At 68.5% G+C, this 23,568-nt stretch carries 27 protein-coding genes; 15 read left to right on the top strand and 12 right to left on the bottom strand.

Annotated elements, in window-relative coordinates; genetic code table 11:
• Positions 1-13 precede the first annotated feature (13 nt).
• The 4 genes from OX958_RS32800 to OX958_RS32785 all read left to right on the top strand — a co-directional run bounded on the left by OX958_RS32800 (position 14) and on the right by OX958_RS32785 (position 2,630).
• Positions 14-436: a DoxX family protein gene (locus OX958_RS32800; protein WP_270134129.1), complete on the top strand. Its 423-nt coding sequence runs from the start codon at positions 14-16 to the stop codon at positions 434-436.
• Positions 437-486: 50 nt separating this feature from the next.
• The gene (locus OX958_RS32795; protein ID WP_270134127.1) at positions 487-996 is read left to right on the top strand and encodes a sigma-70 family RNA polymerase sigma factor; all 510 of its coding nucleotides are present in this window, start codon (positions 487-489) and stop codon (positions 994-996) included.
• The gene (locus OX958_RS32790) at positions 993-1,655 is read left to right on the top strand and encodes an anti-sigma factor family protein (protein WP_270134126.1); all 663 of its coding nucleotides are present in this window, start codon (positions 993-995) and stop codon (positions 1,653-1,655) included. Before OX958_RS32795 ends, OX958_RS32790 begins: the two co-directional genes overlap by 4 nt.
• Positions 1,656-1,958: 303 nt before the next feature.
• Positions 1,959-2,630, top strand: coding sequence for a GAF and ANTAR domain-containing protein (locus OX958_RS32785; protein WP_270134125.1), 672 nt, complete (start codon positions 1,959-1,961; stop codon positions 2,628-2,630).
• A 191-nt stretch (positions 2,631-2,821) separates the two neighbouring features.
• Here the strand turns inward: OX958_RS32785 and OX958_RS32780 are convergent, their stop codons facing one another.
• The 4 genes from OX958_RS32780 to OX958_RS32765 are packed head-to-tail and all read right to left on the bottom strand — an operon-like array spanning position 2,822 to position 5,715.
• Entirely contained in the window at positions 2,822-3,061 is a 240-nt protein-coding gene (locus tag OX958_RS32780) for a hypothetical protein (protein WP_270134122.1), read from the bottom strand.
• Between the two features lie 53 nt (positions 3,062-3,114).
• Complete coding sequence (locus OX958_RS32775) at positions 3,115-3,921, bottom strand: arylamine N-acetyltransferase family protein (RefSeq protein ID WP_270134120.1); 807 nt, start codon at positions 3,919-3,921, stop codon at positions 3,115-3,117.
• Between the two features lie 43 nt (positions 3,922-3,964).
• Positions 3,965-4,837, bottom strand: coding sequence for a serine hydrolase (locus OX958_RS32770; RefSeq protein WP_270134119.1), 873 nt, complete (start codon positions 4,835-4,837; stop codon positions 3,965-3,967).
• Complete coding sequence (locus tag OX958_RS32765) at positions 4,834-5,715, bottom strand: LysR family transcriptional regulator (protein ID WP_270134117.1); 882 nt, start codon at positions 5,713-5,715, stop codon at positions 4,834-4,836. The genes OX958_RS32770 and OX958_RS32765 overlap by 4 nt, the downstream gene beginning before the upstream one ends.
• 115 nt (positions 5,716-5,830) lie before the next feature.
• Here OX958_RS32765 and OX958_RS32760 point away from each other — a divergent pair, with 115 nt between their 5' ends.
• A complete protein-coding gene (locus tag OX958_RS32760; RefSeq protein ID WP_270134116.1) occupies positions 5,831-6,760 on the top strand; it encodes an MBL fold metallo-hydrolase in 930 nt (309 codons plus the stop codon).
• 10 nt (positions 6,761-6,770) lie between these two features.
• Here the strand turns inward: OX958_RS32760 and OX958_RS32755 are convergent, their stop codons facing one another.
• Positions 6,771-7,547 (bottom strand): GntR family transcriptional regulator, encoded by a 777-nt coding sequence (locus tag OX958_RS32755; RefSeq protein WP_270134115.1) that lies wholly within the window; start codon positions 7,545-7,547, stop codon positions 6,771-6,773.
• Between the two features lie 90 nt (positions 7,548-7,637).
• On the opposite strand from OX958_RS32755, the gene OX958_RS32750 reads away from it, so the two are divergent.
• From OX958_RS32750 to pqqB, 6 genes are all read left to right on the top strand, one after another.
• A complete protein-coding gene (locus OX958_RS32750; protein ID WP_270134113.1) occupies positions 7,638-8,720 on the top strand; it encodes a YeiH family protein in 1,083 nt (360 codons plus the stop codon).
• Between the two features lie 155 nt (positions 8,721-8,875).
• Positions 8,876-8,974 (top strand): pyrroloquinoline quinone precursor peptide PqqA, encoded by a 99-nt coding sequence (gene pqqA, locus OX958_RS32745; RefSeq protein ID WP_270134112.1) that lies wholly within the window; start codon positions 8,876-8,878, stop codon positions 8,972-8,974.
• A 141-nt stretch (positions 8,975-9,115) separates the two neighbouring features.
• Positions 9,116-9,796, top strand: a complete 681-nt coding sequence (pqqC, locus tag OX958_RS32740; protein WP_270139191.1) for a pyrroloquinoline-quinone synthase PqqC — start codon at positions 9,116-9,118, stop codon at positions 9,794-9,796.
• A complete protein-coding gene (gene pqqD, locus OX958_RS32735; protein ID WP_270134111.1) occupies positions 9,793-10,059 on the top strand; it encodes a pyrroloquinoline quinone biosynthesis peptide chaperone PqqD in 267 nt (88 codons plus the stop codon). The genes pqqC and pqqD overlap by 4 nt, the downstream gene beginning before the upstream one ends.
• Positions 10,056-11,120: a pyrroloquinoline quinone biosynthesis protein PqqE gene (gene pqqE, locus OX958_RS32730; RefSeq protein WP_270134110.1), complete on the top strand. Its 1,065-nt coding sequence runs from the start codon at positions 10,056-10,058 to the stop codon at positions 11,118-11,120. The genes pqqD and pqqE overlap by 4 nt, the downstream gene beginning before the upstream one ends.
• Positions 11,117-11,995 carry a pyrroloquinoline quinone biosynthesis protein PqqB gene (gene pqqB / locus OX958_RS32725; protein ID WP_270134109.1) on the top strand — a complete coding sequence of 293 codons (879 nt, stop codon included), beginning with the start codon at positions 11,117-11,119 and terminating at the stop codon, positions 11,993-11,995. The genes pqqE and pqqB overlap by 4 nt, the downstream gene beginning before the upstream one ends.
• A 3-nt stretch (positions 11,996-11,998) precedes the next feature.
• On the opposite strand, the gene OX958_RS32720 is transcribed toward pqqB, so the two are convergent.
• Entirely contained in the window at positions 11,999-13,813 is a 1,815-nt protein-coding gene (locus OX958_RS32720) for a glycoside hydrolase family 2 protein (protein ID WP_270134108.1), read from the bottom strand.
• A gap of 235 nt (positions 13,814-14,048) precedes the next feature.
• Between OX958_RS32720 and OX958_RS32715 the strand changes: the two genes are divergently transcribed.
• Positions 14,049-14,834 carry an epoxide hydrolase N-terminal domain-containing protein gene (locus tag OX958_RS32715; RefSeq protein WP_270134107.1) on the top strand — a complete coding sequence of 262 codons (786 nt, stop codon included), beginning with the start codon at positions 14,049-14,051 and terminating at the stop codon, positions 14,832-14,834.
• On the opposite strand, the gene OX958_RS32710 is transcribed toward OX958_RS32715, so the two are convergent.
• Entirely contained in the window at positions 14,820-15,689 is an 870-nt protein-coding gene (locus OX958_RS32710) for an amidohydrolase family protein (protein ID WP_270134105.1), read from the bottom strand. The two genes, OX958_RS32715 and OX958_RS32710, sit on opposite strands and share 15 nt — an antisense overlap.
• Before the next feature lie 60 nt (positions 15,690-15,749).
• Here OX958_RS32710 and OX958_RS32705 point away from each other — a divergent pair, with 60 nt between their 5' ends.
• From OX958_RS32705 to OX958_RS32695, 3 genes are read left to right on the top strand one after another with little or no spacing between them, the layout of a single operon-like run.
• The gene (locus OX958_RS32705; RefSeq protein ID WP_270134104.1) at positions 15,750-16,124 is read left to right on the top strand and encodes a helix-turn-helix domain-containing protein; all 375 of its coding nucleotides are present in this window, start codon (positions 15,750-15,752) and stop codon (positions 16,122-16,124) included.
• Between the two features lie 9 nt (positions 16,125-16,133).
• The gene (locus OX958_RS32700) at positions 16,134-17,192 is read left to right on the top strand and encodes a serine hydrolase domain-containing protein (protein ID WP_270134102.1); all 1,059 of its coding nucleotides are present in this window, start codon (positions 16,134-16,136) and stop codon (positions 17,190-17,192) included.
• Complete coding sequence (locus tag OX958_RS32695; protein WP_270134101.1) at positions 17,189-17,524, top strand: hypothetical protein; 336 nt, start codon at positions 17,189-17,191, stop codon at positions 17,522-17,524. Before OX958_RS32700 ends, OX958_RS32695 begins: the two co-directional genes overlap by 4 nt.
• Here OX958_RS32695 and OX958_RS32690 read toward each other — a convergent pair.
• From OX958_RS32690 to OX958_RS32670, 5 genes are all read right to left on the bottom strand, one after another.
• Positions 17,490-19,199 (bottom strand): transglycosylase domain-containing protein, encoded by a 1,710-nt coding sequence (locus OX958_RS32690; protein ID WP_270134099.1) that lies wholly within the window; start codon positions 19,197-19,199, stop codon positions 17,490-17,492. The genes OX958_RS32695 and OX958_RS32690 overlap by 35 nt on opposite strands.
• A gap of 125 nt (positions 19,200-19,324) precedes the next feature.
• Complete coding sequence (locus tag OX958_RS32685) at positions 19,325-20,560, bottom strand: ATP-grasp domain-containing protein (RefSeq protein ID WP_270134098.1); 1,236 nt, start codon at positions 20,558-20,560, stop codon at positions 19,325-19,327.
• A 10-nt stretch (positions 20,561-20,570) separates the two neighbouring features.
• Entirely contained in the window at positions 20,571-21,317 is a 747-nt protein-coding gene (locus OX958_RS32680) for an esterase family protein (RefSeq protein ID WP_270134096.1), read from the bottom strand.
• A gap of 40 nt (positions 21,318-21,357) precedes the next feature.
• Complete coding sequence (locus OX958_RS32675) at positions 21,358-22,485, bottom strand: MFS transporter (protein WP_270134095.1); 1,128 nt, start codon at positions 22,483-22,485, stop codon at positions 21,358-21,360.
• Between the two features lie 10 nt (positions 22,486-22,495).
• A complete protein-coding gene (locus tag OX958_RS32670; protein ID WP_270134094.1) occupies positions 22,496-23,533 on the bottom strand; it encodes an alpha/beta hydrolase in 1,038 nt (345 codons plus the stop codon).
• Positions 23,534-23,568: the final 35 nt, after the last annotated feature.

The following is a 23,568-nucleotide window of genomic DNA, read 5'->3' as shown; positions in this document are numbered from 1 at the left end:
GTGAGGAGTGATCATGAGTGTGCTGGAGCGCTGGCAGGATCAGGTGGTGGCGGTTTTCAGGGTGGTGATCGGGTTTCTGTTCGCCAGTCATGGGGCGGCGGCGATCTTCGGGGTGCTGGGGACCGAGCGGGTGGCGGCGCTGGTCTGGCCGAGTTGGTGGGCGGCGGCGATCCAGTTCGCCGGTGGGGCGTGTGTGATGCTCGGGCTCGGCACCCGGTACGCCGCGCTGCTGTGTTCGGGGTCGATGGCCTACGCCTACTTCACCGTTCATCAGGCCGACGCGCTGTTGCCGGTGCAGAACGGTGGGGAGAAGGCGGCGTTGTTCTCGTTCGCGTTCCTGCTGATCGCGTTTCTCGGCTCCGGGACCTGGGCGGTGGAGCGCCTGCCCGTGTTCAGGCAGCAGGAGGCACGGCAGCTGGCAACTGCGACCGAGTGACCCCGGGGCGGCCGGAGGATGATCATCTCGACGACAGGACGGGAGTGCCGATGGCCGACGATCGAGCGGCGCTGCTGCGGGAGCTGCACGACGTGCACGCTCCCTCGTTGTGGCGGTTCGTCGTCCGGCTGACCGGCGACGACCGGTTCGCCGAGGATGTCGTCCAGGAGACCCTGCTGCGGGCGTGGCGGCGCCCGCAGATCCTGACCGAGGACGAGGCGGGGGCGCGGGCGTGGCTGTTCACGGTGGCGCGCAATCTCGTCATCGACGACCGGCGCAGTGCCCGGGTCACCCGTGAGGTGGCCAGTGACGAGCTGCCGGAGAGACCGAGCGCCGACCACGCGAACGCGGTACTGGACGCGTGGCTGGTGTCCGATTCGCTGGCCCAGCTGTCGGACGACCATCGGCAGGTGATCGTGCGCGCCTACTACGGACGCCGCACGGTCACCGACATCGCCAAGGAGCTCGACATTCCGGCCGGCACGGTCAAGTCGCGGCTGCACTATGGGATGCGAGCGCTGAAGCTCGCGCTGCAGGAGAGGGGGGTGACCAAGGAATGAGTGACCCGTACCGGCAGTGGGACGCGGCCTACCTGCTCGGGGCGCTGTCGGCGAGTGATCGGCGGGCCTACGAGGAGCACCTGCGCACCTGCCCGGAGTGTTCGGCGGAGGTGGCGTCGCTGGCCGGCGTACCGGGGACTCTGGCGGTACTGCCGGACGACCGGGCGCTGGCCACGATCACTGCCCCGCCTCCGAACCTGCTGCCCGGCCTGGTGCGCAGTGTGCAGCGGGACCAGCGACGCAAGCGGTACCGGCTGGCTGCGGTGGTGGCTGCGACAGCCGCCACCGCGGCCGTGGCCGGCGTCGTCCTGCAAGGGACGCTGGGCAAGGACGAGCCGGCCGGCGACACCGTGGTGCTCGCCCAGACGGTCGCGAGCAAGCTGACCGCCGACGCTCGGCTGGTGGACGAGCCGTGGGGGACGACCATCGAGATCAGCTGCCGGTACGACGAACTGGCCACGCCGAGCGAGCGGGCCCGCGGCTACGAGCTCTATGTCACCGACGACACGGGCAAGGCCACGCTGCTCGCGACTTGGACGGCAGCCCCCGGTACGACGGTGAAGCCGGCCACCACGACCAAGCTCCATCGCGATCAGATCAAGGGGCTGGACATCCGCGGCGCCGAGTCCGGCCGGGTGCTGCTCGCGATCACCTTCTGAACTGTTGCCCTCACCCCCGATGGGGATTGACCACCGGGTGAAAGGGCACCTGAGTGCCAGGAGTGGCCGACCGCTCGAGAGGCCGGCCGTTCCAGGCCCCGGCGTTCAGAGGCGTGCGCCGGGGTCGCTGACTGTCCGGGCACCATCAGGCCCCCGGTCCACCGGATGCTCCGGCAGCACCCGGTAGGGTTTGTCCCGGTTGGGAAGTCAGCCGGGCGGCCACGCATGCCGCCCGCGATGAACGCACCGACCACGAGGACGACCCACGGTGAGAGTTCCCCTGCCACATCCGGTGGCCGCGAGGTGAACGACGAGCTGGCCCAGGTGCTGGCTCGGATGGCGCTGGAACTCTATGAGCAGCCCGATGTCGAGCAGACCGTTGAGCGTTTCCTGACCTACGCGCGCACCGCGATCGGCGTCGACCACGCGAGCGTGGTGCTGGTTCAGCGAGGTGGCGGGCTGGATTCCGAAGCTGTCACCGGCGCGCTGGCCGAGGAGGCCGACCGGCGGCAGTTCGAAGTCGGCCAGGGCCCGACCCTGGTCGCGGTCAACGACCAGCTGATCGTCGTGAGCGCCGACGTCACCACCGACCCCCGCTGGCCGGCCTGGACGGTCCAGGGACTGCGCAGCGCCCTCAGCGTGCGACTCCGTACGCCGGAGAGCACGGTCGGAGCGCTCACCCTGTACGCCCCCACTCCCGACCGCTTCACCAGCCGGGACACCGTCGTCGCCAAGGTGTACGCCGACCACGCCGCGGTCGCGGTCGCCAACGCGCGGACCGAGGCGACGTTGTGGGAGGCGATCGAGGCGCGCAAGTTGATCGGTCAAGCTCAGGGGATGCTGATGGAGAGGTTCAACCTGACCGGCGACCAGGCGTTCGGCGTACTGCGCCGCTACTCCCAGGACAGCAACATCAAACTGCGCGATGTGGCGCAGCGGCTGATCGCCACCAGGAATCTTGGCGAAAACCTGTAACGCCGGACCGGTAACGGCCGATACACCGTGTGTAACGCCACTGAGGATCCTGCCCCAGGTCAACCGCCCGAAGGGCCTGGGGCGGGGTTCTCGCCCGTCGCTCGAGGCGCCCCGACGTCGTTACACACGAAAGCCCCCGGATGCTCCCGGGGGCCTTCCTGTGTGTTCCTCCTCTGAGAACTACCGCTTGCTCAGCTCGCGTGCTCGGTCGGTCGGTCCGGCTCCGGCAGCGCGATCCGGTCCGCCGGAAGGCGTTCCGTCCGCTCGACACCGTCGTCGTCCTCGTACTGCACCGTGCCGGTCCATCCCGTGTCCTCGTGCTCGCGGCCGATCAGCCAGCCGCGCCGCCACTGGCCGTCCACCTGGACGATCACGTGGCTGGGCAACGAGAGACGGGACACCAGTTCGGTGTCGGGCTCGAACTCAGTCATGGCCGAAGGCTAGGCCGTATCGCCGACAATTGCCCATTGCGGCGTGTTCTCGATCACACCGGGCGCGGCGGGAGGACCAGTTCCAGCCGGTCGATCTCCTCGGCGTCGAGGACGACGTCCAGCTCCCGCAGTACGCCGGGCAGCTCGTCGGTACTCACGTTCCGGGTGACGACGCGGCCGTCGGCGTACTCCGTGGTGAGCTCCGGGCCGACCAGACGACGGCTGATCCCTTCGGACAGTCGCATCACCACGAGCTTGGAGCTGAACGGGGAGTCGGGGTGAGTGGCGACGTAGTGGTGGTAGACCTGGAAGTCGATCAGCCGCTGCGGCTCGTCGCCGGAGGCGTGCTGCGGGACCCAGCCGTCGGGCGTTCGTCTCGAGAGCGTCCACACGCCTGCCTCGACGGTCAGTTGGTGGTCCCAGCCGGCCTGGTCGACCACGGCGCCGTCCTTCAGCGGCATCGGGTGCAGCAGGCCGGCGCCGAAGCCCACGTCCGCCAGGAACTCCTGCCCTTCCGCCCTGACCAGCAACAGCATGTGGGTTCGCGGGCCTGACCTGTGCGGCTGGACCCGGGCGACGCGGCGCTCCACCTCGAAGCCGACTGCTTCCAGTGCCGCGGCGAACAGCAAGGCGTGTTCATAGCAGTAGCCGCCGCGCTGCCGGCCCACCAGTTTGCGCTGGATCGCGTCGAACCCGATCCCAGGATGGGTGCCCAGGATCACGTCCACGTTCTCGAACGGGATCGCCCGGACGTGCGCGGCGTGCAAGCTGTGCAGTGCGTCGACGGTGGCTTCCACCGGCGGGTGGTCGATGCGGCGCAGATAGGCGTCGAGGTCGAGCGATTCGGTCTGCCAGGTCATGCCGCTGATCCCAACAGTTCCAGTGGACTTGAAGTCAAGACCGTCAGCGCAGCTGGTCGACGGCGAGACGTGCTGCCTCGCCGATGGCCGCGTCGACGCGTGGCAGGCGATAGTCGCCCCTTGCGGCATGCGTGAACACCGCAAGGGCGTAGGCGTCGCCACCGGGCATCACGACCACTCCCACCTCGTGCCGGAGGGCGCCGAAGGTCCCTGTCTTGCCCGCGACCCGTACGCCGTCATACGGGAAGCCCGAGGCGATCCGCTGCGAGAACACCTGCTGCTGCATGACTTTCTGCGCGAACGCCGTCTGCTCGTCCGACAACAGCCGCCCGGACCACAGCTCTGCCAGCAGCGTGGTCATGTCCCTCCCGCTGCTAGCAGCCATCCCGGCAGCGTCGTACACGCCGACTGGATCCGTCTGGTCGTTGTCCGCCAGTACTGCGAACGCTGCGTCCACGTCGCTGGCACCTGTACGCCGTCGCAGCTCGCTGAGGTTCCCGGCGGCCCCACGGCGTACTGAAGTGTGTTGCAGGCCGAACGACCGCAACAGCTCGGCAAGCCGTTCCACACCAACCTTGTTGAGCAGGGCATCCGCCGCGGCGTTGTCGGAGACGGCCATCATCATCACGGCCAGATCGCGAAGAGACAGTGTCACTGGGTCGTGAAGGATCGACAGACCACTAGCGCCAGGGATGCGGTCTTCCGGCTGCAGAGTCAGTGGCTCTCGCGGGTCCAGCTCCTGCGAGTCGACCAAGTGGCAGTAGGCGGCCAGGAGGGGGAGCTTGTAGACAGAGGCGATCGGTACGACGGCGTCGGCGTCCAGGTCGACTGTCTGGTCCGGGTGGTCCAGCGAGACGGCATGGAGCCAGCCACGAGCGCCCGCGTCGTCGAAGGTGGCGCGGATGCGGGCAGTCACGACGCGACCAGAGCCTGGGCCAGCTGTGACATGACTTCGGGCGGCAGGGCGTTCGGCGTACGGGATTGGGGCCAGACGAGGCGTAGGCGCACCGGAAGCGGATCGTCGACCAGCCGGTGTCTGCCGACTCCCGCTGCTTGCAATGAGTCGTCCGGCGTCACCAGGATCGCCTGACCGGCCGCCACCATCGCCAGCGCGGCTCGGTCGTCGGTGACGACCACTGTGCCGCCGCTCGGCCGGTGGAGGCCGATGGTGTCCAGGAAGAGATCCCTGGCAGCAGGAGCTTCAGGGCGAGGCCGTACTGCGATCGGCAGTCCGCTGAGCTTGCGGAGCGGCAGCGGCTGACCGTCGTCCGGATGGAAGGACGTCGGCACTAGCGCCCAGCTCCTCAGCAGGGTGACCGGCCCTGCCTGCAGACCGTCTAGGACGGTCGGGTGGAGCACTACAGCCATCGCTAGGCGGCTCGAGGAGACCTGGTTGACGAGAGAGCTGGTCGGGGCCGAGACGGCCGTGACGCGGCTGCCCCGGACTGCCTCACCACAGGCGGCCGCTACTGCGGCGCCCACTGAGGCAGGCACCTCGGGGGCCAGTCCGAGACGAATCTCCTGGCCGTCGGGGTCCTGCGCCACGGCAGCGTGATGGAACTCGTCGATGGCGCCCAAGGCGCGGCGGGCATACGGCAGCAGCGCAACGCCGGCCGGAGTGAGCTGCACCTGCCCAAGGCCGCGCTCGAACAGCTTGGCGCCGACCATAGCCTCCAGTCGCCGAAGCCCTTGCGAGAGCGGCGGCTGGGTGATGCCGACAACCCGGGCCGCATCGCCGAAGTGCTGCTCATCCGCCAGCGCCACGAAGATCTGCAGATACCGCTCAGTCAGCATAATGCGCCTGACCTGCGTTGATATCACCAGTGCATCGCTGCATATGTAAGAGCATATTCGACATGAGGTCGTCGCCTCCCCTTGACTGCGAGTCCGGATCGAGTGAGGAGACGACGTGACGTTGAGTCGTAGAGGCGTACTGACAGGGACGGCGGCTGCCGCAGCAGGAGCTGCGGGCGTAGTCGGCTGGCGCGGCGCCGACGGTGTGGAAGCGGCCGTCAGTGCAGCGCCGCGAGAGCCGGTGAAGTTCACCTGGTGGGGCAACCACTCCTGGGAGATCAGGTGCGGCAAGTCGGTCGTGCTGACTGACCCGTGGCTGACCAGGTTCAAGACCGGGACCTATACCCAGGCCGGCGCTGACGCCGGGACCAGAGTGGTGAGCTCGCCCAGGATCATCGACCGCTATGTGAGTACGGCGAACGCCGTGCTGGTGCACCACGGGCACTACGACCACATCCCCGACGTGCCGTACGTCGCACGGAAGACCGGAGCGACGGTGCTCGGGAACGAGACACACCTCAACCTGCTGAGGGCGATGCGGACTCCTGGCGACCAGTTGTCGCAGGTGAGCGGCGGGGAGTATCTGCCGTTCGACGGGTTCACTGTCGAGGTGTTCCGGTCGGTGCACTCGTGCGGTGGGAAGCATCACCAGTTCGCCTTCCCCGGCACGCGACCGGCCGTCGTACCGGCTCGGCCGCGGACCATCGCGGACCTGGTGGAGGGCGGCACGCTCGCCTACGTGATCACGATCGGCGGGCGGCGCATCCTCAGCCTCAGCACCGCCGGCTTCGACCCGGCCTCGCTCCGGGACCTGCAGGTCGACGTGGTGCTGGCAGCACCCGGCGGTGAGCCGGGTGTCACCGACCGGCTGCTCAGCACGATCAAGCCGGTGAAGACCGTGATAGCGACCCACTGGGACGACTTCGACGAGCCGCTGGACAAGCCGGCGGTCGACTGGGGTGGCTTGGCCAAGCTCCGCGCCTCGGTCGAAGCGTCCGGCTCGACGTTCACCGTGGTCGATCACCTGCGATCGATCACCTTGTAAGCCCTGCCGGCTAAGAGAGTGCGGCGCCGGCTGCCGACGGAGCCAAGCGGTAGCCGGCGTCTGCGGAGAACTCCGCTGCCAGCGCGAAGCGATCACCCCGTACTACGGTGTGCCGCCACTCGAGCTTGCGTCCCTGGGCATGCCCCAGCCGGTTGATCGAGAAGGCCGCGGCGTCGGCCGGACAGTGCAGCAGTGCGCGCTCTGCCGGCGTCGGGTTGACCGCGCGGATGTCCTCACGGCCGTGGTCGAGCCGCAGTCCCGTGCGCTCGGCCAACTCGTTGTACAGGCTGGTGTGACTGAAGTCGGCATCCAGTAGCCCCTCCGTCAGAGACGCGGGCAGCCATACGCGGTCCAAGGCCAGCGGCTCGTCCCCAGCGAACCGGACTCGCTCCAGATAGACCAGCGGAATCGAAGCCTCCAGATCGAGCCTGGTGGCGATCACCCCGTCGGCGCGGATGTCCAGGGCCCGTACGACGCTGTGCTGTGTCAGGCCGGACGCCTCGACCGAGGAGAAGAGGCTGTAGAGCGCCCCCATCGGCTGGCGGATCTCCGGGGAGGTCGCGACCCGTGGCTGGCGACCGCGCTCGGCGACGATCAGTCCGTCGGCCCGGAGCTTGCCGAGCGCCTGGCGGACGGTGTGCCGGCTGACCTGGTACTCCTCGACCAGCACGAGTTCGCCGGGGAACAGGTCGTCGAACTCGCCCGCCCGGAGCCGGCGTACCAGCTCCTGCTGCAGCTGCTTCCACAGCGGCTGTGCACCACTGCGATCCAGCTTGCGCTCGCTCATCGGGACCTCTCTGGTCGTACCGGGTTGCCAAATGTCCGGTCATCTCCTAACGTAAATGTACGCACATTTCTTGTCAGGAGGTACCGGCTCGTGGTGCACGTCGAGGTTAGGTCACCGGCTGCGAACGACGCCGGAGCCGTCTCGAAGCCCGTCCCCGGCCGGCATTTCATCGAGCGCGTCCCCGGCTTGCTGGTGGTCCTCGCCCTGGCGGCCGTCGCGGTGCCGCTCGGGCGGCTGGTCCCGGTGATCGGCGGGCCGGTGTTCGGAATCGTGCTCGGCGTGCTGGCCGGAGTGCTGGTCCCGTCGCTGCGCGGGAGCTGGTCGCGCCCCGGCTACGAGTTCGCCTCCAAGACGCTTCTGCAGCTGTCGATCGTCGTACTGGGGACCGGGCTGTCTCTTCAGCAAGTGATCCGTGTCGGCGGTGACTCCCTGCCGGTCATGCTCGGGACGCTGGCGGTCGCGCTCGGTGGCGCCTGGCTGTTCGGGCGGATGCTGGGAGTGCGCGGGGACACCCAAACCCTGATCGGCGTCGGTACTGCGATCTGCGGCGCGTCGGCGATCGCTGCTGCCACGGCCGCGATCGGAGCGAAGAAGACCTCGGTCGCCTATGCGCTGGCAACCATCTTCACCTTCAACGTGGTCGCCGTCCTCGCCTTTCCGCCGCTGGGTCACCTGCTCGGTCTCGACGCGCAGGCGTTCGGGCTGTGGGCCGGTACCGCGATCAACGACACCTCGTCGGTCGTTGCCGCCGGCTACACCTACAGCCAGGAGGCCGGCGACCAGGCTCTGGTCGTCAAGCTGACCCGGTCCCTGATGCTGATCCCGATCGTCATCGGCCTGGTCATCCTCAAGTCCCGTCGCGAGAACCAGAAGCACGACCCGCGGAACCAGAAGCAGAAGCTGCCGTGGCGGCGGATGGTCCCGCTCTTCCTCGTCGGCTTCATCCTGGCGGCCACCCTGCGGACCGTCGGCATGGTGCCGCAGGCCTGGCAGGAAGGCCTGGCGCTGACCGGCACCTTCCTGATCACCTGCGCCCTGGTCGCGATCGGCCTCTCGATGCGGCCCGGGGAGCTGCGGCAGGCAGGCTGGCGGCCGCTGGCGCTCGGCGCGCTGCTGTGGATCTCCGTGGCGCTCAGCAGCCTCGGGCTGCAACTGGCGACCGGAACACTCTGACCGGTTTACATTCCCGAATTCCTGCGGTATGCGCATTCCAAATCGCGGAACGGGGCTAGTAAAAGTCTCTGCATAAGTCTTATCTTGCAGCTCCCGGCCCTGCCGGGCCGGGTCTCTCATGACGGCGCCCCCCGTCACGACGCAAGGAGTACACCATGGTGGAAACTACCCAGCGCGAAGCCTGGATCGCCCCTGATTTCCTCGAGTTCGAGACACCGACCGAGGTCACTTCCTACGCGGCTCGGGTCGAGTAGACCCGTACCGGCGAGGGTCCGCGCCGCGGGCCCTCGCCGCCCGGAATTCCCGAAGCCAGTCCGTCACAGGGCATTTCTCGATGCCAGGTTCCAGTTGTGACGTTCCATTGTGCATGGGTTGCGGAGGCGCGCGTGTCCACGATGAATGCCGACGAATTCACCGCCGCATTGCGCGGGCTGTCGTACCGGTACTGGGGAACGCATCCGTTCCACCGGCGCCTGCACGCCGGCGACCTCGACGAGCGCGAGCTGCGGCTCTGGGCCGCCAACCGCTGGTACTACCAGAGCATGATCCCGCAGAAGGACGCGGCGATCATCAGCAACTGCCCGCTGCCGCACGTGCGCCGGCAATGGCTCGACCGGATTGTCTACCACGATGGCACGACCGGAGCGGACGGTGGACTCGAGCGCTGGCTGCGGCTGTGCGAAGCAGTCGGCCTGACCCGCGAAGAAGTCCTGGACCAGCGCCACCTGGCGCCCGGCGTACGGTTCGCGGTCGATGCCTATGTGACGTTCGCTCGGACGAAACCCTGGGTGGAGGCGGTCGCCTCCGGGTTGACCGAGATGTTCTCCGGTCACCTGATGAAGCAGCGCGTGGCGGACATGCTGGCGGCGTACGAGTGGATCCGCGCCGAGGATCTGGCCTACTTCACCAACCGGATCGACGCGGTGTCCGGCGAAGGGCAGGCGACCGTCGACCTGGTCGTCGAGCACTGCGTGACCCGTGCGCAGCAGGACGCCGCGATCGCCGCTCTGTCCTTCAAGTGTGACGTGCTCTGGGCGATGCTCGACGCGATCGAGCGAGCGGCGGCCAAGCAATGACGGCTCCCGCGACGAGACCTCGCCTCAAGCGCGGGGTCAGGTTGACCTACGACCACACCCGCGATCTGCAGGTGCTCCTGTACCCCGAGGGCGTGCTCGTTCCCAATCCGACCGCCACCGCGATCCTCCGGCTGTGTGACGGCAACTCCACTCTCGACGAGATCACCGTTGCCTTGAGCAAGCAGTACGCCGAGGTCCAGCCGCAGCAGGTCGCCGACGTCCTCGCCCGGCTGGCCGAACGACAGGTGGTGGAGTGGTCATGACAGAGGCGCCTCTCGGGCTGACGGCGGAGCTGACCCACCGCTGCCCGCTGCACTGCCCGTACTGCTCCAATCCGCTGGAGCTACTGCAACGCGATCAGGAGCTCGAAACCGAGCAGTGGAAGGACATTCTCACCCAGGCACGCGAGCTCGGCGTGCTCCAGGTGCACTTCTCCGGCGGCGAACCTCTCGGCCGTCCTGACCTTTCCGAGCTGATCCAGCACACCGCCGACCTCGGCGCCTATGTCAACCTCGTCACCAGCGGTCTCGGCCTCAGCGAGCAACGGCTCGGCGATCTGGTCGACAAGGGTCTGTCCCACGTCCAGCTCTCGGTCCAGGCGGCCGACGCGGAGCGGGCGAACAAGATCGCCGGCACCCGTGCCCATCACCACAAGCTGGTCGCCGCCGACCTGATCAAGCGCACCGGTCTGCCGCTCAGCGTCAATGTCGTCCTGCATCGGGCCAATCACGACCAGCTCGAAGGCATCATCGCGCTGGCCGAGCAGTTGGGTGCCGACCGGCTGGAGCTGGCCAACACCCAGTACTACGGCTGGGCACTGCGCAACCGCGAGCAACTGATGCCGACGAAGGAGCAACTCGACGCGGCGACACCCGTCGTACGAGCTGCCATCGACCGGCTGAGAGGGCGAATGCAGATCATCTACGTCGTCGCCGACTACTACGAGGAGTATCCGAAGCCGTGCATGTACGGCTGGGGTGCCCGCCAGTTGACCATCGCGCCGGACGGGACCGTGCTGCCGTGCCCGGCCGCGAGCGCGATCGAGACGCTGGACCTCGACAACGCGACCGCGACGTCGCTGCACGAGATCTGGTACGGCTCGGAGTCGTTCAACGCCTACCGCGGCGAAGACTGGATGAGCGACACCTGCCGGAGCTGTGACCGGCGCGGACTCGACCACGGTGGTTGCCGGTGTCAAGCATTCCTGCTGACCGGTGACGGCGCCGCGACCGATCCGGTCTGCAAGAAGTCGCCGGATCGCGGACTGGTCGACCTGATCCTGCGCACGCCGGCGACGAAGACCGAGTTCGAGATGCGCCGATGAAGGCGATCCTGCTCGGGACGGCCGCCGGTGGTGGGTTCCCGCAGTGGAACTGCGCCTGCCCGACCTGCTCCGATCCAGGGCTGGTGCCCCGGACCCAGGACGGTCTCGCGATCAGTGCCGACGGCAACGACTGGTACCTGGTGAACGCCTCACCCGACATCCGCGCCCAGCTACTGGCCACCAAACAGCTGCGGGCCGGGCCGGGTCCACGGGAGACGCCGATCAAGGGTGTCTTCCTGACCGACGCCGAGCTGGATCACACGCTCGGGCTGATGATGCTGCGGGAGAGCGCCGGCCTCGAGGTCCACGGTCCACCCGCGGTCCTGCGGGCGCTGAACGACGACTTCGCGGTCCGGCCGATCGTGAACCGGTACGGCGCCTGGACGTGGTCGGCGATCGGCCCCGACCAGTTCCTCGTCGGTCTCCGGATCAAGGTGCTGCCGGTCAGCGACAAGCGGCCGAAGTACGTGACCGAGACGACGGGTGGACCGTGGGTGGTCGCCTACCGGTTCGAGGATCCAGCCACCGGCGGGGTGCTCGTCTACGCGCCCTGCCTGGCGACCTGGCCCGACGGGTTCGACGAGTTCGTGGACGGCGCGACGTACGTCGTCCTGGACGGGACGTTCCACGACGGTGGGGAGCTGGCCGACAAGGCGGAATCCACCGTCCGGGCGCAGACCGTGATGGGGCATCTCCCGATCGAGGCCAGCCTGGAGCGGATCCGCGAGCTCGGCGCGGCCCAGCCGGGGACGGCCTGGGCCTACACCCATCTCAACAACACCAACCCCGCCCTGGACCCGGCGACCTCGCAGTACGCCGGAATCCGGGCGGCAGGCGTCAAGGTCCCGCCGGACGGGACCGTCCTGGTGCTGTGAAACTCAGTCCTTCTCGTACGCCGCGGCGCGGGTCTGGACGTCCCTGATCCTGGCGACGTCCAGCTTGCTGCCGCGGTCGAAGCGGTAGATGCCGTTCTCCTCCTGGAAGACGTCGGTCAGCTGCGTGTAGCAGTAGCCGAACATCAGCGGGTTGTCGAGCAGCACGTCGACCAGACCGGTGAAACGGTCGTAGAAGTCGGCCTCGTCCTTGACCCGCTGGCCGTAGCCCCACGACTGGGTGTTGTCGTTGCCGGAGGCCTGCGCCGCTTCGGGATTCCACCAGATCCCGCCGAACTCGCTGCAGAAGTACGGCTGTCCGGTGTAGGCCAGCGAGATCGGCCGGTCGTCCGATCCGCCGGTGTTCGCGTACGGCGCTCCGCCGGCCAGGCCGGCCATCTGCCGGCCGAACTCGGCCGGGTCCTGCTCGTAGTTGTGCGAGTCCCAGATGTCCGTCTCGGACACCCGGTGGGAGTAGCCCGAGGTGTCCAGCACCGGCCGGGTCGCGTCGGCCGCCTTGGTGGCCAGGAACATCGCCCGGGTCACGTCGTCGAGCTGCGTGATCCGGTCGTGCAGCAGCTGGTGCGTCTCGTTCAGCGGGCACCAGCCGACGATCGACGGGTGGTTGAAGTCGCGCTCGACCGCCTCCAGCCACTGCGTCACGAACGACGCGGACGGCTGCTGGTTGTCGTTCTGGGTGCCGTTGGCAACGTTCGCGCCCCAGTCGCCGAACTCGCCCCAGACCAGGTAGCCGAGCCGGTCGGCGTGGTAGAGGAAGCGCTCCTCGAAGACCTTCTGGTGCAGCCGCGCGCCGTTGAACCCGGCGGCCAGGCCCAGCTCGATGTCGGCGACCAGCGCCTCCTCGGACGGCGCCGTCATCAGGCTCTCGGGCCAGTAGCCCTGGTCCAGGACGAGCCGCTGGAAGACGTGCTTGCCGTTGATCAGCACCGCCTGGCCGTTGATCGAGACCGACCGCAGCCCGGCGTAGCTGTCGGCCGCGTCGACGACGTTGCCGTCGGCATCGATCAGTTCCAGCCTGACGTCGTACAGGTGCGGGTCGACGGTGTCCCAGAGCCGGACGCGATCAGCCGGTACGGCGAGCACGAGGCGCGGGGCGAGGTCGAGATCCGCCCGGACCTCCGCGGCGACCACTTCGCCGTCGGCATCGGACAGGACCGCGCGGACCTTCCAGCCAGGCTTGTTGGCCGAGAGCGGCACGGACACGTGGAAGCAGGAGCCGGCGACGTCGGGGGTGATCCGCGGCCGGTTCAGGTGCACCGACGGGACCGACTCCAGCCACACGGTCTGCCAGATGCCGGTCGTCCGGGTGTAGTGACAGTCGGCGTTGAAGTACGGCTGCGACTGCTTGCCCCGCGCCTGTACGCCGTACCGGCTGTCTCGCGCGCGAACCACGATGGTGGCCTCCTCGCCCGGGGCGGCGACGCCGCTGAGCGAGGCGCTGAACGGGGTGAAGCCGCCGCGGTGCCGGACCACCTCGACGCCGTTCACCCAGACGGTGGCGTCGTGGTCGACGGCCTGGAAGTGCAGCACCGCCTCGTTGCCGGCCCAGCCGGCGGGGACGGTCACCGTGGTGCGGTACCAGACCGCCTCCAGGAAGTCGACGTTCTCGATCCCGGACAGCCGGCTCTCCGGCGCGAATGGAACGGTGATCCGCTGCAGCAGGTCGCGCTCGCGCACGCCCCGCTCCAGACCGGAGTCGGACCGGTCGATCTCGAACTGCCACTCACCGTTGAGGTTGAGCCAGTCGGGGCGGGTGAACTGCGGCCGGGGGTGCTCGGGACGGGGCGGAGCGGTGGGCATCGAAGGGCTCCCGGGAGCTGGAGGGATGCGGGCGCCATCGACAGTACAACGTTGGAATGAGCGCGGGCAATGGCCAGTTCGGACCGTTTCCGGACCAGTTCTGGACTGGCTCCGCCGTGTCAGAAGATGCAATCGTGATTGAAAGGTTGACCGCGGTGAGCATTCGGTAGGCGCCAAGCGTCATGCTGGTGGGAGACGGACAGGCCGAGGCGGGGGAGACGGTGGAGGTTCATGGGTGGCGATTGAGCGCACAGCGGAGATCCGGCAGCTGCGGCTGCGAGTCCCGCAGGCTGAACTCGATTCCCTGTACCAACGGCTGCGAGGCTTTCGGGACGGCGGCGACTACATCGCGGCCGGGCTCGACCGGATCGTGCCCGCCGCCTACGCGGACGACCTGCTCGACTACTGGGTCAGCGGCTACGACTGGCGCGCGCACGAGAGCCGGCTCAACACCTACGACCACTACAGCACCGAGATCGCCGGCCAGTTCGTGCACTTCCTGCACCTGCGCGCGGCCGATCCGAACGCCCAGCCGGTGCTGCTGACCCACGCCTGGCCGAGTGGCGTGATGGACGTCCTGGACACCGCACTGCCGTACGAGGCGCAAGGTGGTCACCACCTGGTCATCCCGTCGATCGCCTGGACCGCACTGGCGGGTCTGCCCGAGGGCTCCCCGAGCCGGCGGACCGCGGCCGGGTGGGACGAGCTGATGTGCCGACTCGGCTACAGCAACTACCGGGTGGGGGACGACCGCAACGGCCTGGCCGGGACCCCGGCGTACACGGCCGTGACCGAGTCGCAGGCCGAGCAGCGTGGGCTGGACGCGGTGGAGCTGGCCGAGGTCCGGTGGTTCAACGAGAACCTCACTGCCTTCAACGAGCGCCAGCAGGTCTCGGCGCTGGTGCTCAGCACCGCGTTGCTGGCCTGGAACGCTCAACTGGTCGACGTGTCGCTCGACCGCGACGCGCTGCTGACCGGCCTGACTCTGGCCTGGTTCGCCGCTCAGCTACCCACCGAGTAGCCGCAGGCCGTTCTCCCAGCAGACTGCTCTCAGCCAGTCGTCGCCGAGCTCCAGGTGTTCCAGGGACTCCAGCTGTACGGCGTACTCGTACGGGATGTTGGGGAAGTCGGAGCCTAGGACGACACGGTCCTGGAGGGCGGCGTACCGGGGGAGCAGGTCGCGGGGGAACGGCGCCAGGGCCTCGGTGAAGGGCGTGCAGGCCATCGTGGTGTCCAGGTGGACGTTGGGGTAGGTCTCGGCGAGCTGTAGGTGCTCGGCGTACTCCGGCATGCCCAGGTGCGCGATGACCGCGGTCAGGCGCGGGTGCTTGCGCAGTACGTCGGCCATCGGGCCGGGGCCCGTGTGGCGGCCGGGGATCGGGCCCGAGCCACAGTGCACCACGACTGGCGTTGCTGCTTCGGCCAGCTGTCCCCAAACGCTGTCGAGCTCGTTGTCCCGCGGGTCGTAGTCGCCTACCTGCACATGCACCTTGAAGATGCGGGTGCCGAGCTCCAGCGCCTCCTTCACGTACTGCGCCGCGCTGGGCTCCGGGTAGAACGTGCCGCTCGAGACGCAGCCCGGGGTGGTCGCCGCGAACTCCCTGGCCCAGGCGTTGAGTCCTGCGGCCATGTCCGGCTTGTGCGGATAGACGAGCGCGGGGAAGCGGCGTACGCCGAGTTGCTCCAGCTTCTCCAGCCGCTCGGCCACAGGGGTCCGGTAGGTGATCGGCCAGGCGGTTCCGTAGTGGGTCGCGGCCTGGTCGAAGTAGCCCCAGACCGCGTCCATCACGCGGTCGGGGAGGAAGTGCACATGCACATCCACCAGCCCGTCGAGCCCCAGCCGCTGCCACCACCCAGGTACCTCGTCGTCACGCACCTGGTCACTCTACGTCCGGCGGTACTTGCAATAGTTACGTAACTACGTACTATCCACAATGTGGAGAAGGCTGTGGATAACCGGCTCGCAGAGCTGGAAAGGCGGATCGCCGCGCTGGAATCCGCTGCGTTGTCCACAGGCACGGATGCCGTCGGCAAGCTTCCGGAAGGCGATGGCTGGGCAGCACTGGCCGGGCCGTTGGCTGCCTTGGGCAACCCTGTGCGGCTCACTCTGCTGCAGGAGATCAGCCGGGGGCGGGCGACGGTGACCGCCCTCAGCGAGGTCGAGGGGCTCGGCACCAGCGGGCAGATCTACCATCACCTGCGGCAACTCACCGCCGAAGGCTGGCTCCACACGCCGACTCGCGGTACCTTCGCCGTCCCACCACCACGCCTGGTCGCCCTTCTGGCAATCCTGGAAGCCCTGCAGAGGTAAGCCTTGAAAGTGTCACTCAGCGCGGGGATCGCTGTGCTGGTCGCGTTCGCCGTCGTGCTCGGAGGCTGGCTGGTCCGGCCCAGAACCCTCGAGCCGGAGCCGGAACGCACCGGGGACAGCAAGCTCCAGGCCTATGTCGACCAGCACTACAACGAGCCCGGACACCGCCTGGAAGTGGCGGTGATCAGCGACAACTCGATGACGTTCGCCGGTCGCGGGGCCAACGAGCACAGCTTGTTCGAGATCGGTTCGGTGAGCAAGGCGATCACCGGCCTGCTGCTGACCGACTCGGTCCGCCGTGGCGAGGTGCGGCTCGACCAGCAGGTCGGCAGCATTCTCCCGCTCGGGGACGCCGAGGTCGCCTCCGCGACGCTGGAAGAGCTCGCCACCCACTACTCCGGCCTGCCGAGAACCTCCACCAGGCCCCAGGACGTGGCGCGCTCGCTGCTGGTCAGCCTCAGCGCGGGCAACCCCTACCCGTACGACGTCGACGACCTGATCAACCAGGCCAAGGCCGACGCCGGCGGCCGGGGCGAACCGGCGTACTCGAATCTCGGTGGCGCTCTGCTCGGCCAGGCCCTGGCGAGCAAGGCGGGCCTGAGCTACGCCGACCTGCTCAGCCAGCGCCTCCTCCAGCCATTGGAGATGCGGGAGACCCGGGTGCCCAAGACCGCCGACGAGGCGGCCCCTGACGGCTACAGCTCCGGCGGTCGCCGACAGGCGCCATGGATCCAGCCCGGCTACGCCCCGGCCGGTGGGATCGTCTCCAGCGCGGGTGACCTGGCGCTGCTGGTGCAGTCACGCCTCCGGGGGATCGGTGCCGAGGCCCTCGCGCCGAGGCGGGACTTCAAGGACGGCGAAGGTGAGGACAGCGATCGGATCGGTCTGTTCTGGTTCACCAGCAAGCTTCCCGGCACCGATCGCAGCATGGTCTGGCACAACGGCGGTACGGGCGGCTACCGCTCGTTCGTCGGTCTGGACCTGGACCGGAAGCGAGCCGTGATCGTGCTGTCCGACGTCGCCGCGGACGTCGACGACTTCGCCACCGAACTGCTGGCGGCCTCATGACGATGTACATCGCGATCGCGCTGGCGGTCGGCTACCCGCTGCTCGCGCTCTGGCAGATCCGCGGCCGCAAGTTCCGGGACCGCCTGGACCTGTTGATCGTCCTGACCGTCGGCTTCCTGTTCCTGTTCCTCGCCCGCGCGACCGCGGACTGGCAGTCGCTGCCGCCCTGGCTGTGGCTGGTGGGCCTGGTCCTGATGGCCGCCGCCACCGCGTACTCCGGCTGGGCCTGGCCGCAACTGCCCTGGCTCAAGTCGGAGCATCCGGGGCGCCGGGCCGTCTCGGCGGCGATCCAGCTCTTCATCGCAGCGGCCCTTCTGGCCTTGCTGGTCTGAACGCCCGCGGACCGGCGTACGTCGACCACACGTTCAACGGCAGCGACTCGTCGGCGCCGTACTGCCCGAGGCTGGACTCGCCTTCTTTCCCGGCCCGATAGAGCACCGCGGTCGACAGTTCAGGCATCGCGCCGACCCACCAGTTGGCCGTCGTGTCCTGCGCGCCGCGGTACCGCTTGCACCGGCACTTCTTGTTGAACCGCCGCTTCTCGATGCTCAGCCCGGCTGCCCGCGCTCCCCGGCTCACCATCGAGCCGTACACGTACTGCGCGACCTTCTGGTCGAAGGCAGGAACACGTTTCGGGTCAGCGGACCACAACACCTTCCCGTGCGAGTCCCTGATCTCCTTGATCACGTGAGGACGCACTCGCAGGCCGTCCGCGGCCACAGTTCCGTAGGCCGCCGCAAGGTCCAGTGGCGAAGCCAGCGGATCAGGTCCGAGCCCCGGAGCGCCCCGGTCGGCCCTGGGGATGCGAGGGATCCCGGCCGCTTCGGCGGCCCGCGAGATGCGCTCGCCCTGACGGGAGTCGACCAGATCGAAGAAGACACTGTTGACCCCCTTGTCGCTCGGCTCGGCCAGCAGCGCGAAAGGGCGCAGCAGCGCGGCCGGAGGAGCTTTCGTGGTTGCCCAGTTCTGCTGGTTCGCGAGATAGTCCCGGCCGCCCACCAGAGCAACCACCTCGCCCGTCCGTGGCCGGACCGAGGCCAGCGCGACGTGCACGCGCGGATCGCTCGCCCCTGCGGTCGTCGCCGCTACCGCGCGCTGCTGGAGCTCACGGTCGAAGGTCGTGATCACCCGCAGCCCACCTCCGCTGAGCCGATCCCCCTCGAACCCGTACTGCGCCAGCTCCCGGCGGGCCAGGTCGAGCAGGTAGCCGGCCGGACCGGCGTACCGGTTGCCCTTGCGGCGTTTCTTCAGCACCGGAAGGGCTTTGCGGTACCTCGCCTCCTGCCCGGCCCGGATCGTGCCCAGCTCCGCCATCCCGTGCAGCACGTACCGATAGCGGGACAGCGTGCGCCCGGCGGCCTCCGGCCGGTCGGAGTCGAACCAGGTCGGGTTGTTCAGCACGGTCGCCAGGTACGCCGCCTGCGGTGCGCTCAGGTTCCGCGGATGGTCGACCCCGAAGTAGACCTGGCCGGCTGCCCGGATGCCGTAGGCCCCCTCACCGAAGTAGATCGTGTTGAGGTAGTTCTCCAGGATCGTCTTCTTGTCCTGGGTGCGGCTGACCTTGGTCGCGATGAACAGCTCGTCGAGCTTGCGCGACAGGGTGCGTTCCTGGGTCAGGTACATCACCTTCACGTACTGCTGGGTGATCGTCGAGCCGCCCTGCAACTGCTTGCCGCGGGCAATCGCCAGCGCGGCCCGGGCCATTCCCGGCAGCGAGATGCCGGGATTGGTCCAGAAGCTGCGGTCCTCGGCCGCGATGACCGCGTCCTGGACGTGTTTCGGTACCTCGGCCAGGGCCACCGACTTGCGGTTCTGCTCGTAGAACGAGCCGAGCTGGCTGGTTCCGTCGGCGTACGTGACGATCGTCGCGTTGGCCCGGAACTCCTCGTTCACCTCCGGGATCCGGGTCCGCTGGTAGCCGGCGAAGAACGCGATCACCACGGCGATCACCAGTACGAAGAACACGGCCAGGAACCAGCCGGACAGCCGTAACAGCACGCGGCGCACGTCGAACCTCCCGGAAGCGGAATGTCTCTGCCTCCGATGACGCGCTGCCGGGCCCCGATGGGTCGGCCGGGCGGCCGATCTCGTCGTAAAGGACGAGCGCCTCGTCCGTTAGGACGAGGCGCCGGCTACTTGCTCTGGTCGGTGACCCACAGCCCGGTCAGGCCGCGGAAGTGCGCGAGGAACTTCTCGTGTTCGTGCGCCGGGTAGGTGGCCGCGACCGTCTCCCGCAGGATCCGGTCGAAGTCCTCGCTCTGCGCCCACTCGACCAGTTGCTGGTCGAAGTTCGGCAGGTTCTCGGCGCACCACTCGTGGTACTTCGCGGTCTCGAAGTACTCGTCGGCCAGTGCCAGATAGCCGGCCAGCTTGGCGTCGTAGTCCAGCGACTCGTCGTCGGCGATCGCGAAGTACCGCTCGGTGTGCAGGTCGACCTTGGTCTTGCGGCCGGTCGCCAGCGAGAACACCGACCACTTCACCAGCGCGCCGATCGCCCACGGGAAGTAGTAGTGCAGCGAGGTGATCGCCACGTCCGGACAGGCGTTGGCATAGTCGATCGGGTGCACCGAGTCGCCGTGCACGAGCATCTCGCAGGAGTTGAACTCCCAGCCGAAGAAGGCGTTCACGATCCGGCTGATCGCGACCGACTGGTGGCCGGCCGACGGGCTGAGGAAGTCGTGCGAGACGGCGTACCGGTTGTGCATCGGCTCGTCCGGCCGGAAGTCCATCACCATCGTCTCGGCGCCGATCGACAGCGCCCGGGCGAACTTCTCGTACTCGACCGTCGCCTGCAGGTGCATCAGCATCTCGCCGGACTCGTCGTAGGCGGTGTGCAGGTCCTCACGGTTGTCGATCCGCGAGACCCCGCGCCAGCCGCCGCCGTCGAACGGCTTCATGTACATCGGGTAGCCGAGGTCGTCGGCGATCGCGTCCAGGTCGAACGGCTTGTTGTACTTCGCCGCGGTGTAGGCCCAGCGGACGTTGTCGACCGGGTTCTTGTACGGCACCAGCACGGTCCGCGGGATCTTCAGGCCGAGCCGCAGCATCGCGCAGTACGCGCTGTGCTTCTCCATCGCCTGGAAGGTGAACGGCGAGTTGAGCAGGTAGGTGCCGTTCATCAGCGCGGCCTTCTTCAGCCACTCGCGCGGGTGGTAGTACCAGTAGGCCAGCCGGTCGATCACCAGCTCGACCCGGACCGGGTCGTTCAGGTCGAACGGCTCGATCGTCAGCCGGTCGGTGGTGAACTCGTGCGTGCGGCCGTTCGCGGTGACCGGTCCGACCCGCCGCAGCAGCGCCTCGAACGCCTGCGGCCAGTCCTCCTCGGCGCCGAGCAACAACCCGATCAAGTGCTGAGAGCGGTCAGCCATTCCAGGCTCCTTAGACGAATCGGGGCAGGTGGTGGGCGAGTTGCTTGCGCCACCAGGGCCAGTCATGGGCTACGTCGTACCCCCACAGGTCCAGCTCATGCGGGATGCCTTTGGCGGCCAGTAGCCCGGCGGTGGCGCGCGCCGAGGGCAACGAGCCGGTCGGGTGGGTCTCCCAGTCGCCCTGACCGACGGTGAGCACCAGGAGGAGCCGCTCGCGCAGCCAGGCCAGGTGGTCACCTTCCAGGTTCGGCAGGTAGTCGGCCGGGTTGTTGAAGTACGTCGCGTCGCCGCGCTCACCCCAGGCGTGCCAGCTGGAGGCGTCGTAGTTGCCCGACTGGCAGATCGCGACCGGGAACAGGTCGGCGCGTTTGACCGCGAAGTTGAGTGCGTGGAAGGCGCCCAGGCTGCAACCGGTGGTGATGATGTCGGAGGCGCCCGGGGTGTCGCTGCCGATCGCCGGGACCACCTGGTCCAGGATCCACGACTCGTACAGGCCGTGGCGGCGGGCTCGCTCCTCCAGCGGGATGCCGCGGTCGGACCAGCTCACCTGGTCGTAGGAGTCGACGCAGTACAGCTTGACCCGGCCGGCCTCGATCAGGTCGGCGACGGCGCCGACCATCCCGTTGTTCTCGTAGTCCCAGGCCCGGCCCTGCTCGCTCGGGAACACCAGCACCGGCCGGCCGTAGTGGCCGTAGCGGATCAGTGTGCCGGGCCGGTCCAGCCCGGGTGCGTTCAGCTCGACCTGCTCGCGCTCCATCCAGCCTCACCCCTTCTCGTGTCGCCACCCTGCCATGTCTTTACGACGTTTGCCTCGTCCCAGCGCGTCCTGCCATCGGACCGAGCACGGCGACGACTACAGCGAGTACCGCGACGCCGCCCAATGCCGTAGGCAACGACCAGATGCTGGAGAACAGGCCGACGGCGGCAGGGCCGAGCAGAAAGCCCAGGTAGGCGATCGTGGTGACGGTGGAGATCGCGCCGGCTCGCCGCTCGGGTCCGGCCCAGGCGCCGGCCATGCTGATGATGGTCGGCGCGCAGACCGACGTACCGAGGCCTGCGACGGCTATGCCGACCAGCGCGAGCCACGGGTTGCCCGCTACGGCCGCCAGAGCGCTGCCCAGGGCCGCCACGATGCCGCCTGCGACCAGGAGCTGGGTGGGCCGGAGCCGGCGCAGGAGAGCGTTGCCGCTGATTCGGCCGGTCGCTGCTGCTGCGGCGAACACGGCGGGTGCGCTGGAGGCGAGCGCCGGGGCAGCGCCCAGGGTGGTGTCGAGGTGTACGGCGCTCCAGCTCTGCCAGGCGTTCTCGACTACGAAGGCCAGGGCGCAGAGACCGCCGAACACCAGCAGTGCGGGCTCCAGCCGGCGCGGGGCCTTCTCCTGTACTACGGGCTTGATCTTCGTCGAGCCGGGCAGCAGGACCAGGAGGGCCACCAGAGCGACCAGCACGAAGACACACCCGAGTACCGGCAGGGCGCCGGCCCCGGCCGCGCGGAGGGCCGCAGTACTGAGGCTGGCTACTACTACGGCGATGGAGAACAGCCCGTGAGCCAGATTCATCAGCGGTTTGCCGGTGGCCGCCTCGGAGGAGGAGCCGGTGGCGTTGATGGCTACGTCGGTCGCACCCGAGGTGGCACCGAGCAAGAAGAGTGCGCCCCCCAGCGCGACGGCTGACCCGGCCAGCGCGGGCAGCACGCCACAGGCGGCGAACAGCAGGACGGCCACGGGCAGCACCACACCGCCGTACCGGTCGATCAGGTAGCCGGTGAAGCGCATCGAGCACAGCGCGCCGAGTCCAACACACAGCAGCGCGGCGCCGAGCTGGGCGTCACTGACCCCTGCTTCGGCCTTCACCGCAGGGAGCACCGCGCCCCAGGCACCCCAGAAGAGCCCGAACGCCCCGAATCCAGCGAGTGTCTTCAGCACCCGCTCGACCCTAGTCCCAGACTCGGTTCAGCAGATCGGTCAGACAGGGATCGAAGAGATCGCGCCAAGCGGTGAAGTTGTGCATGTCCGGCGTCTCGTCGAAGGCGACCTCGAGGCCCAGCTTGGACAGCTGAGCCGCCATCACCCGGTTGTTGTGCACGTTCTCCTCCGGCGTCCCGGCGGTCATCGCGATGCTCGGGCTGCTGGGGGCAGTGCCGGCCGTGAGCACCGAGGTGACGAACTCGGTGACTTCGGCGTAGTACTCGAACTTGGACTCCTGCGGATCGGTCTCGAGCGAGAAGAACGATCCCGACTGGAGGAACAGGCCCTCGAACGTGCCCGGGTGGTGCCACTCGGCGTACAGGGCGGCGAGCGCGCCGAGGCTGGCCCCCATCAGGACCGGCTTCTTGCTCCGGTACGCCGAAGTCGCCGCCGGCAGCACGTGCTGCGTCAGAGCCTCCGCGTACTGCGGGTTGGCGGCGTACCAGAGGTTGCGGGACCCCGGCCGGATCAGCGCGAGCCGTAACGGCGGCAGCGAGCCGTCGGCGACCAGAGCGCCGACGTAGTGAGTCAGACCGGCGTACATGGCGAACTCCGGGCCGTCGTGGGCCAGCAGCAACGGCAGCTCGAACTCCGGGGTGATCCCGTCCGGCGCCCAGACCTGGACGTCGATCGGTCCCACCGGCGTCTCCTCGACCGGCAGCGGCGTCAGGCTCGACGCGATCGGCTCGATCGTGATCCAGTCCGGCTCGACGTACCCGGGCAGCGGGAGCCAGGAGTGCTCGCCGAACGCGCCACCGACGATCCGGGGGTTCGTCGGGTCCGTCCGCATCCCGGTGCCGGCGATGTCGAACAGGTACTCCATCCGGTGCACGGACGGTCGCGGCAGCCGCAGTTCCCAGCCGCCTTCGACCGGCTTGAACTCGAGCTGCTCCGCCGCGAGCCCGAGTTCCTCCCACAACCGGACGCCGGTGAGGGCGTGCTCAGGATCGCCGAGCCGGAACACCACCTCGGCGCCTTCGACCGCGCTCACCATCGTTTCGGGCATCCGACCACGGTACAGACCTCCCGCGAACAGCCGAG

The sequence above is a fragment of the Kribbella sp. CA-293567 genome (assembly GCF_027627575.1).
GTDB lineage: Bacteria > Actinomycetota > Actinomycetes > Propionibacteriales > Kribbellaceae > Kribbella.
Note: the sequence above shows the minus strand (reverse complement) of the source record. Positions and strands in the feature narration are given on the sequence as shown.

What these genes read in the sequence shown, in the direction of transcription:
- pqqD (WP_270134111.1), top strand. Translation starts at nt 9,793, where the DNA reads ATGACGGCTCCCGCGACGAGACCTCGCCTCAAGCGCGGGGTCAGGTTG.
- OX958_RS32695 (WP_270134101.1), top strand. Translation starts at nt 17,189, where the DNA reads ATGACGATGTACATCGCGATCGCGCTGGCGGTCGGCTACCCGCTGCTC.
- OX958_RS32780 (WP_270134122.1), bottom strand. Translation starts at nt 3,061, where the DNA reads ATGACTGAGTTCGAGCCCGACACCGAACTGGTGTCCCGTCTCTCGTTG.
- OX958_RS32795 (WP_270134127.1), top strand. Translation starts at nt 487, where the DNA reads ATGGCCGACGATCGAGCGGCGCTGCTGCGGGAGCTGCACGACGTGCAC.
- OX958_RS32685 (WP_270134098.1), bottom strand. Translation starts at nt 20,560, where the DNA reads ATGGCTGACCGCTCTCAGCACTTGATCGGGTTGTTGCTCGGCGCCGAG.
- pqqC (WP_270139191.1), top strand. Translation starts at nt 9,116, where the DNA reads ATGAATGCCGACGAATTCACCGCCGCATTGCGCGGGCTGTCGTACCGG.
- OX958_RS32680 (WP_270134096.1), bottom strand. Translation starts at nt 21,317, where the DNA reads ATGGAGCGCGAGCAGGTCGAGCTGAACGCACCCGGGCTGGACCGGCCC.
- OX958_RS32800 (WP_270134129.1), top strand. Translation starts at nt 14, where the DNA reads ATGAGTGTGCTGGAGCGCTGGCAGGATCAGGTGGTGGCGGTTTTCAGG.
- pqqE (WP_270134110.1), top strand. Translation starts at nt 10,056, where the DNA reads ATGACAGAGGCGCCTCTCGGGCTGACGGCGGAGCTGACCCACCGCTGC.
- OX958_RS32775 (WP_270134120.1), bottom strand. Translation starts at nt 3,921, where the DNA reads ATGACCTGGCAGACCGAATCGCTCGACCTCGACGCCTATCTGCGCCGC.
- pqqB (WP_270134109.1), top strand. Translation starts at nt 11,117, where the DNA reads ATGAAGGCGATCCTGCTCGGGACGGCCGCCGGTGGTGGGTTCCCGCAG.
- OX958_RS32755 (WP_270134115.1), bottom strand. Translation starts at nt 7,547, where the DNA reads ATGAGCGAGCGCAAGCTGGATCGCAGTGGTGCACAGCCGCTGTGGAAG.
- pqqA (WP_270134112.1), top strand. Translation starts at nt 8,876, where the DNA reads ATGGTGGAAACTACCCAGCGCGAAGCCTGGATCGCCCCTGATTTCCTC.
- OX958_RS32790 (WP_270134126.1), top strand. Translation starts at nt 993, where the DNA reads ATGAGTGACCCGTACCGGCAGTGGGACGCGGCCTACCTGCTCGGGGCG.
- OX958_RS32670 (WP_270134094.1), bottom strand. Translation starts at nt 23,533, where the DNA reads ATGCCCGAAACGATGGTGAGCGCGGTCGAAGGCGCCGAGGTGGTGTTC.
- OX958_RS32765 (WP_270134117.1), bottom strand. Translation starts at nt 5,715, where the DNA reads ATGCTGACTGAGCGGTATCTGCAGATCTTCGTGGCGCTGGCGGATGAG.
- OX958_RS32720 (WP_270134108.1), bottom strand. Translation starts at nt 13,813, where the DNA reads ATGCCCACCGCTCCGCCCCGTCCCGAGCACCCCCGGCCGCAGTTCACC.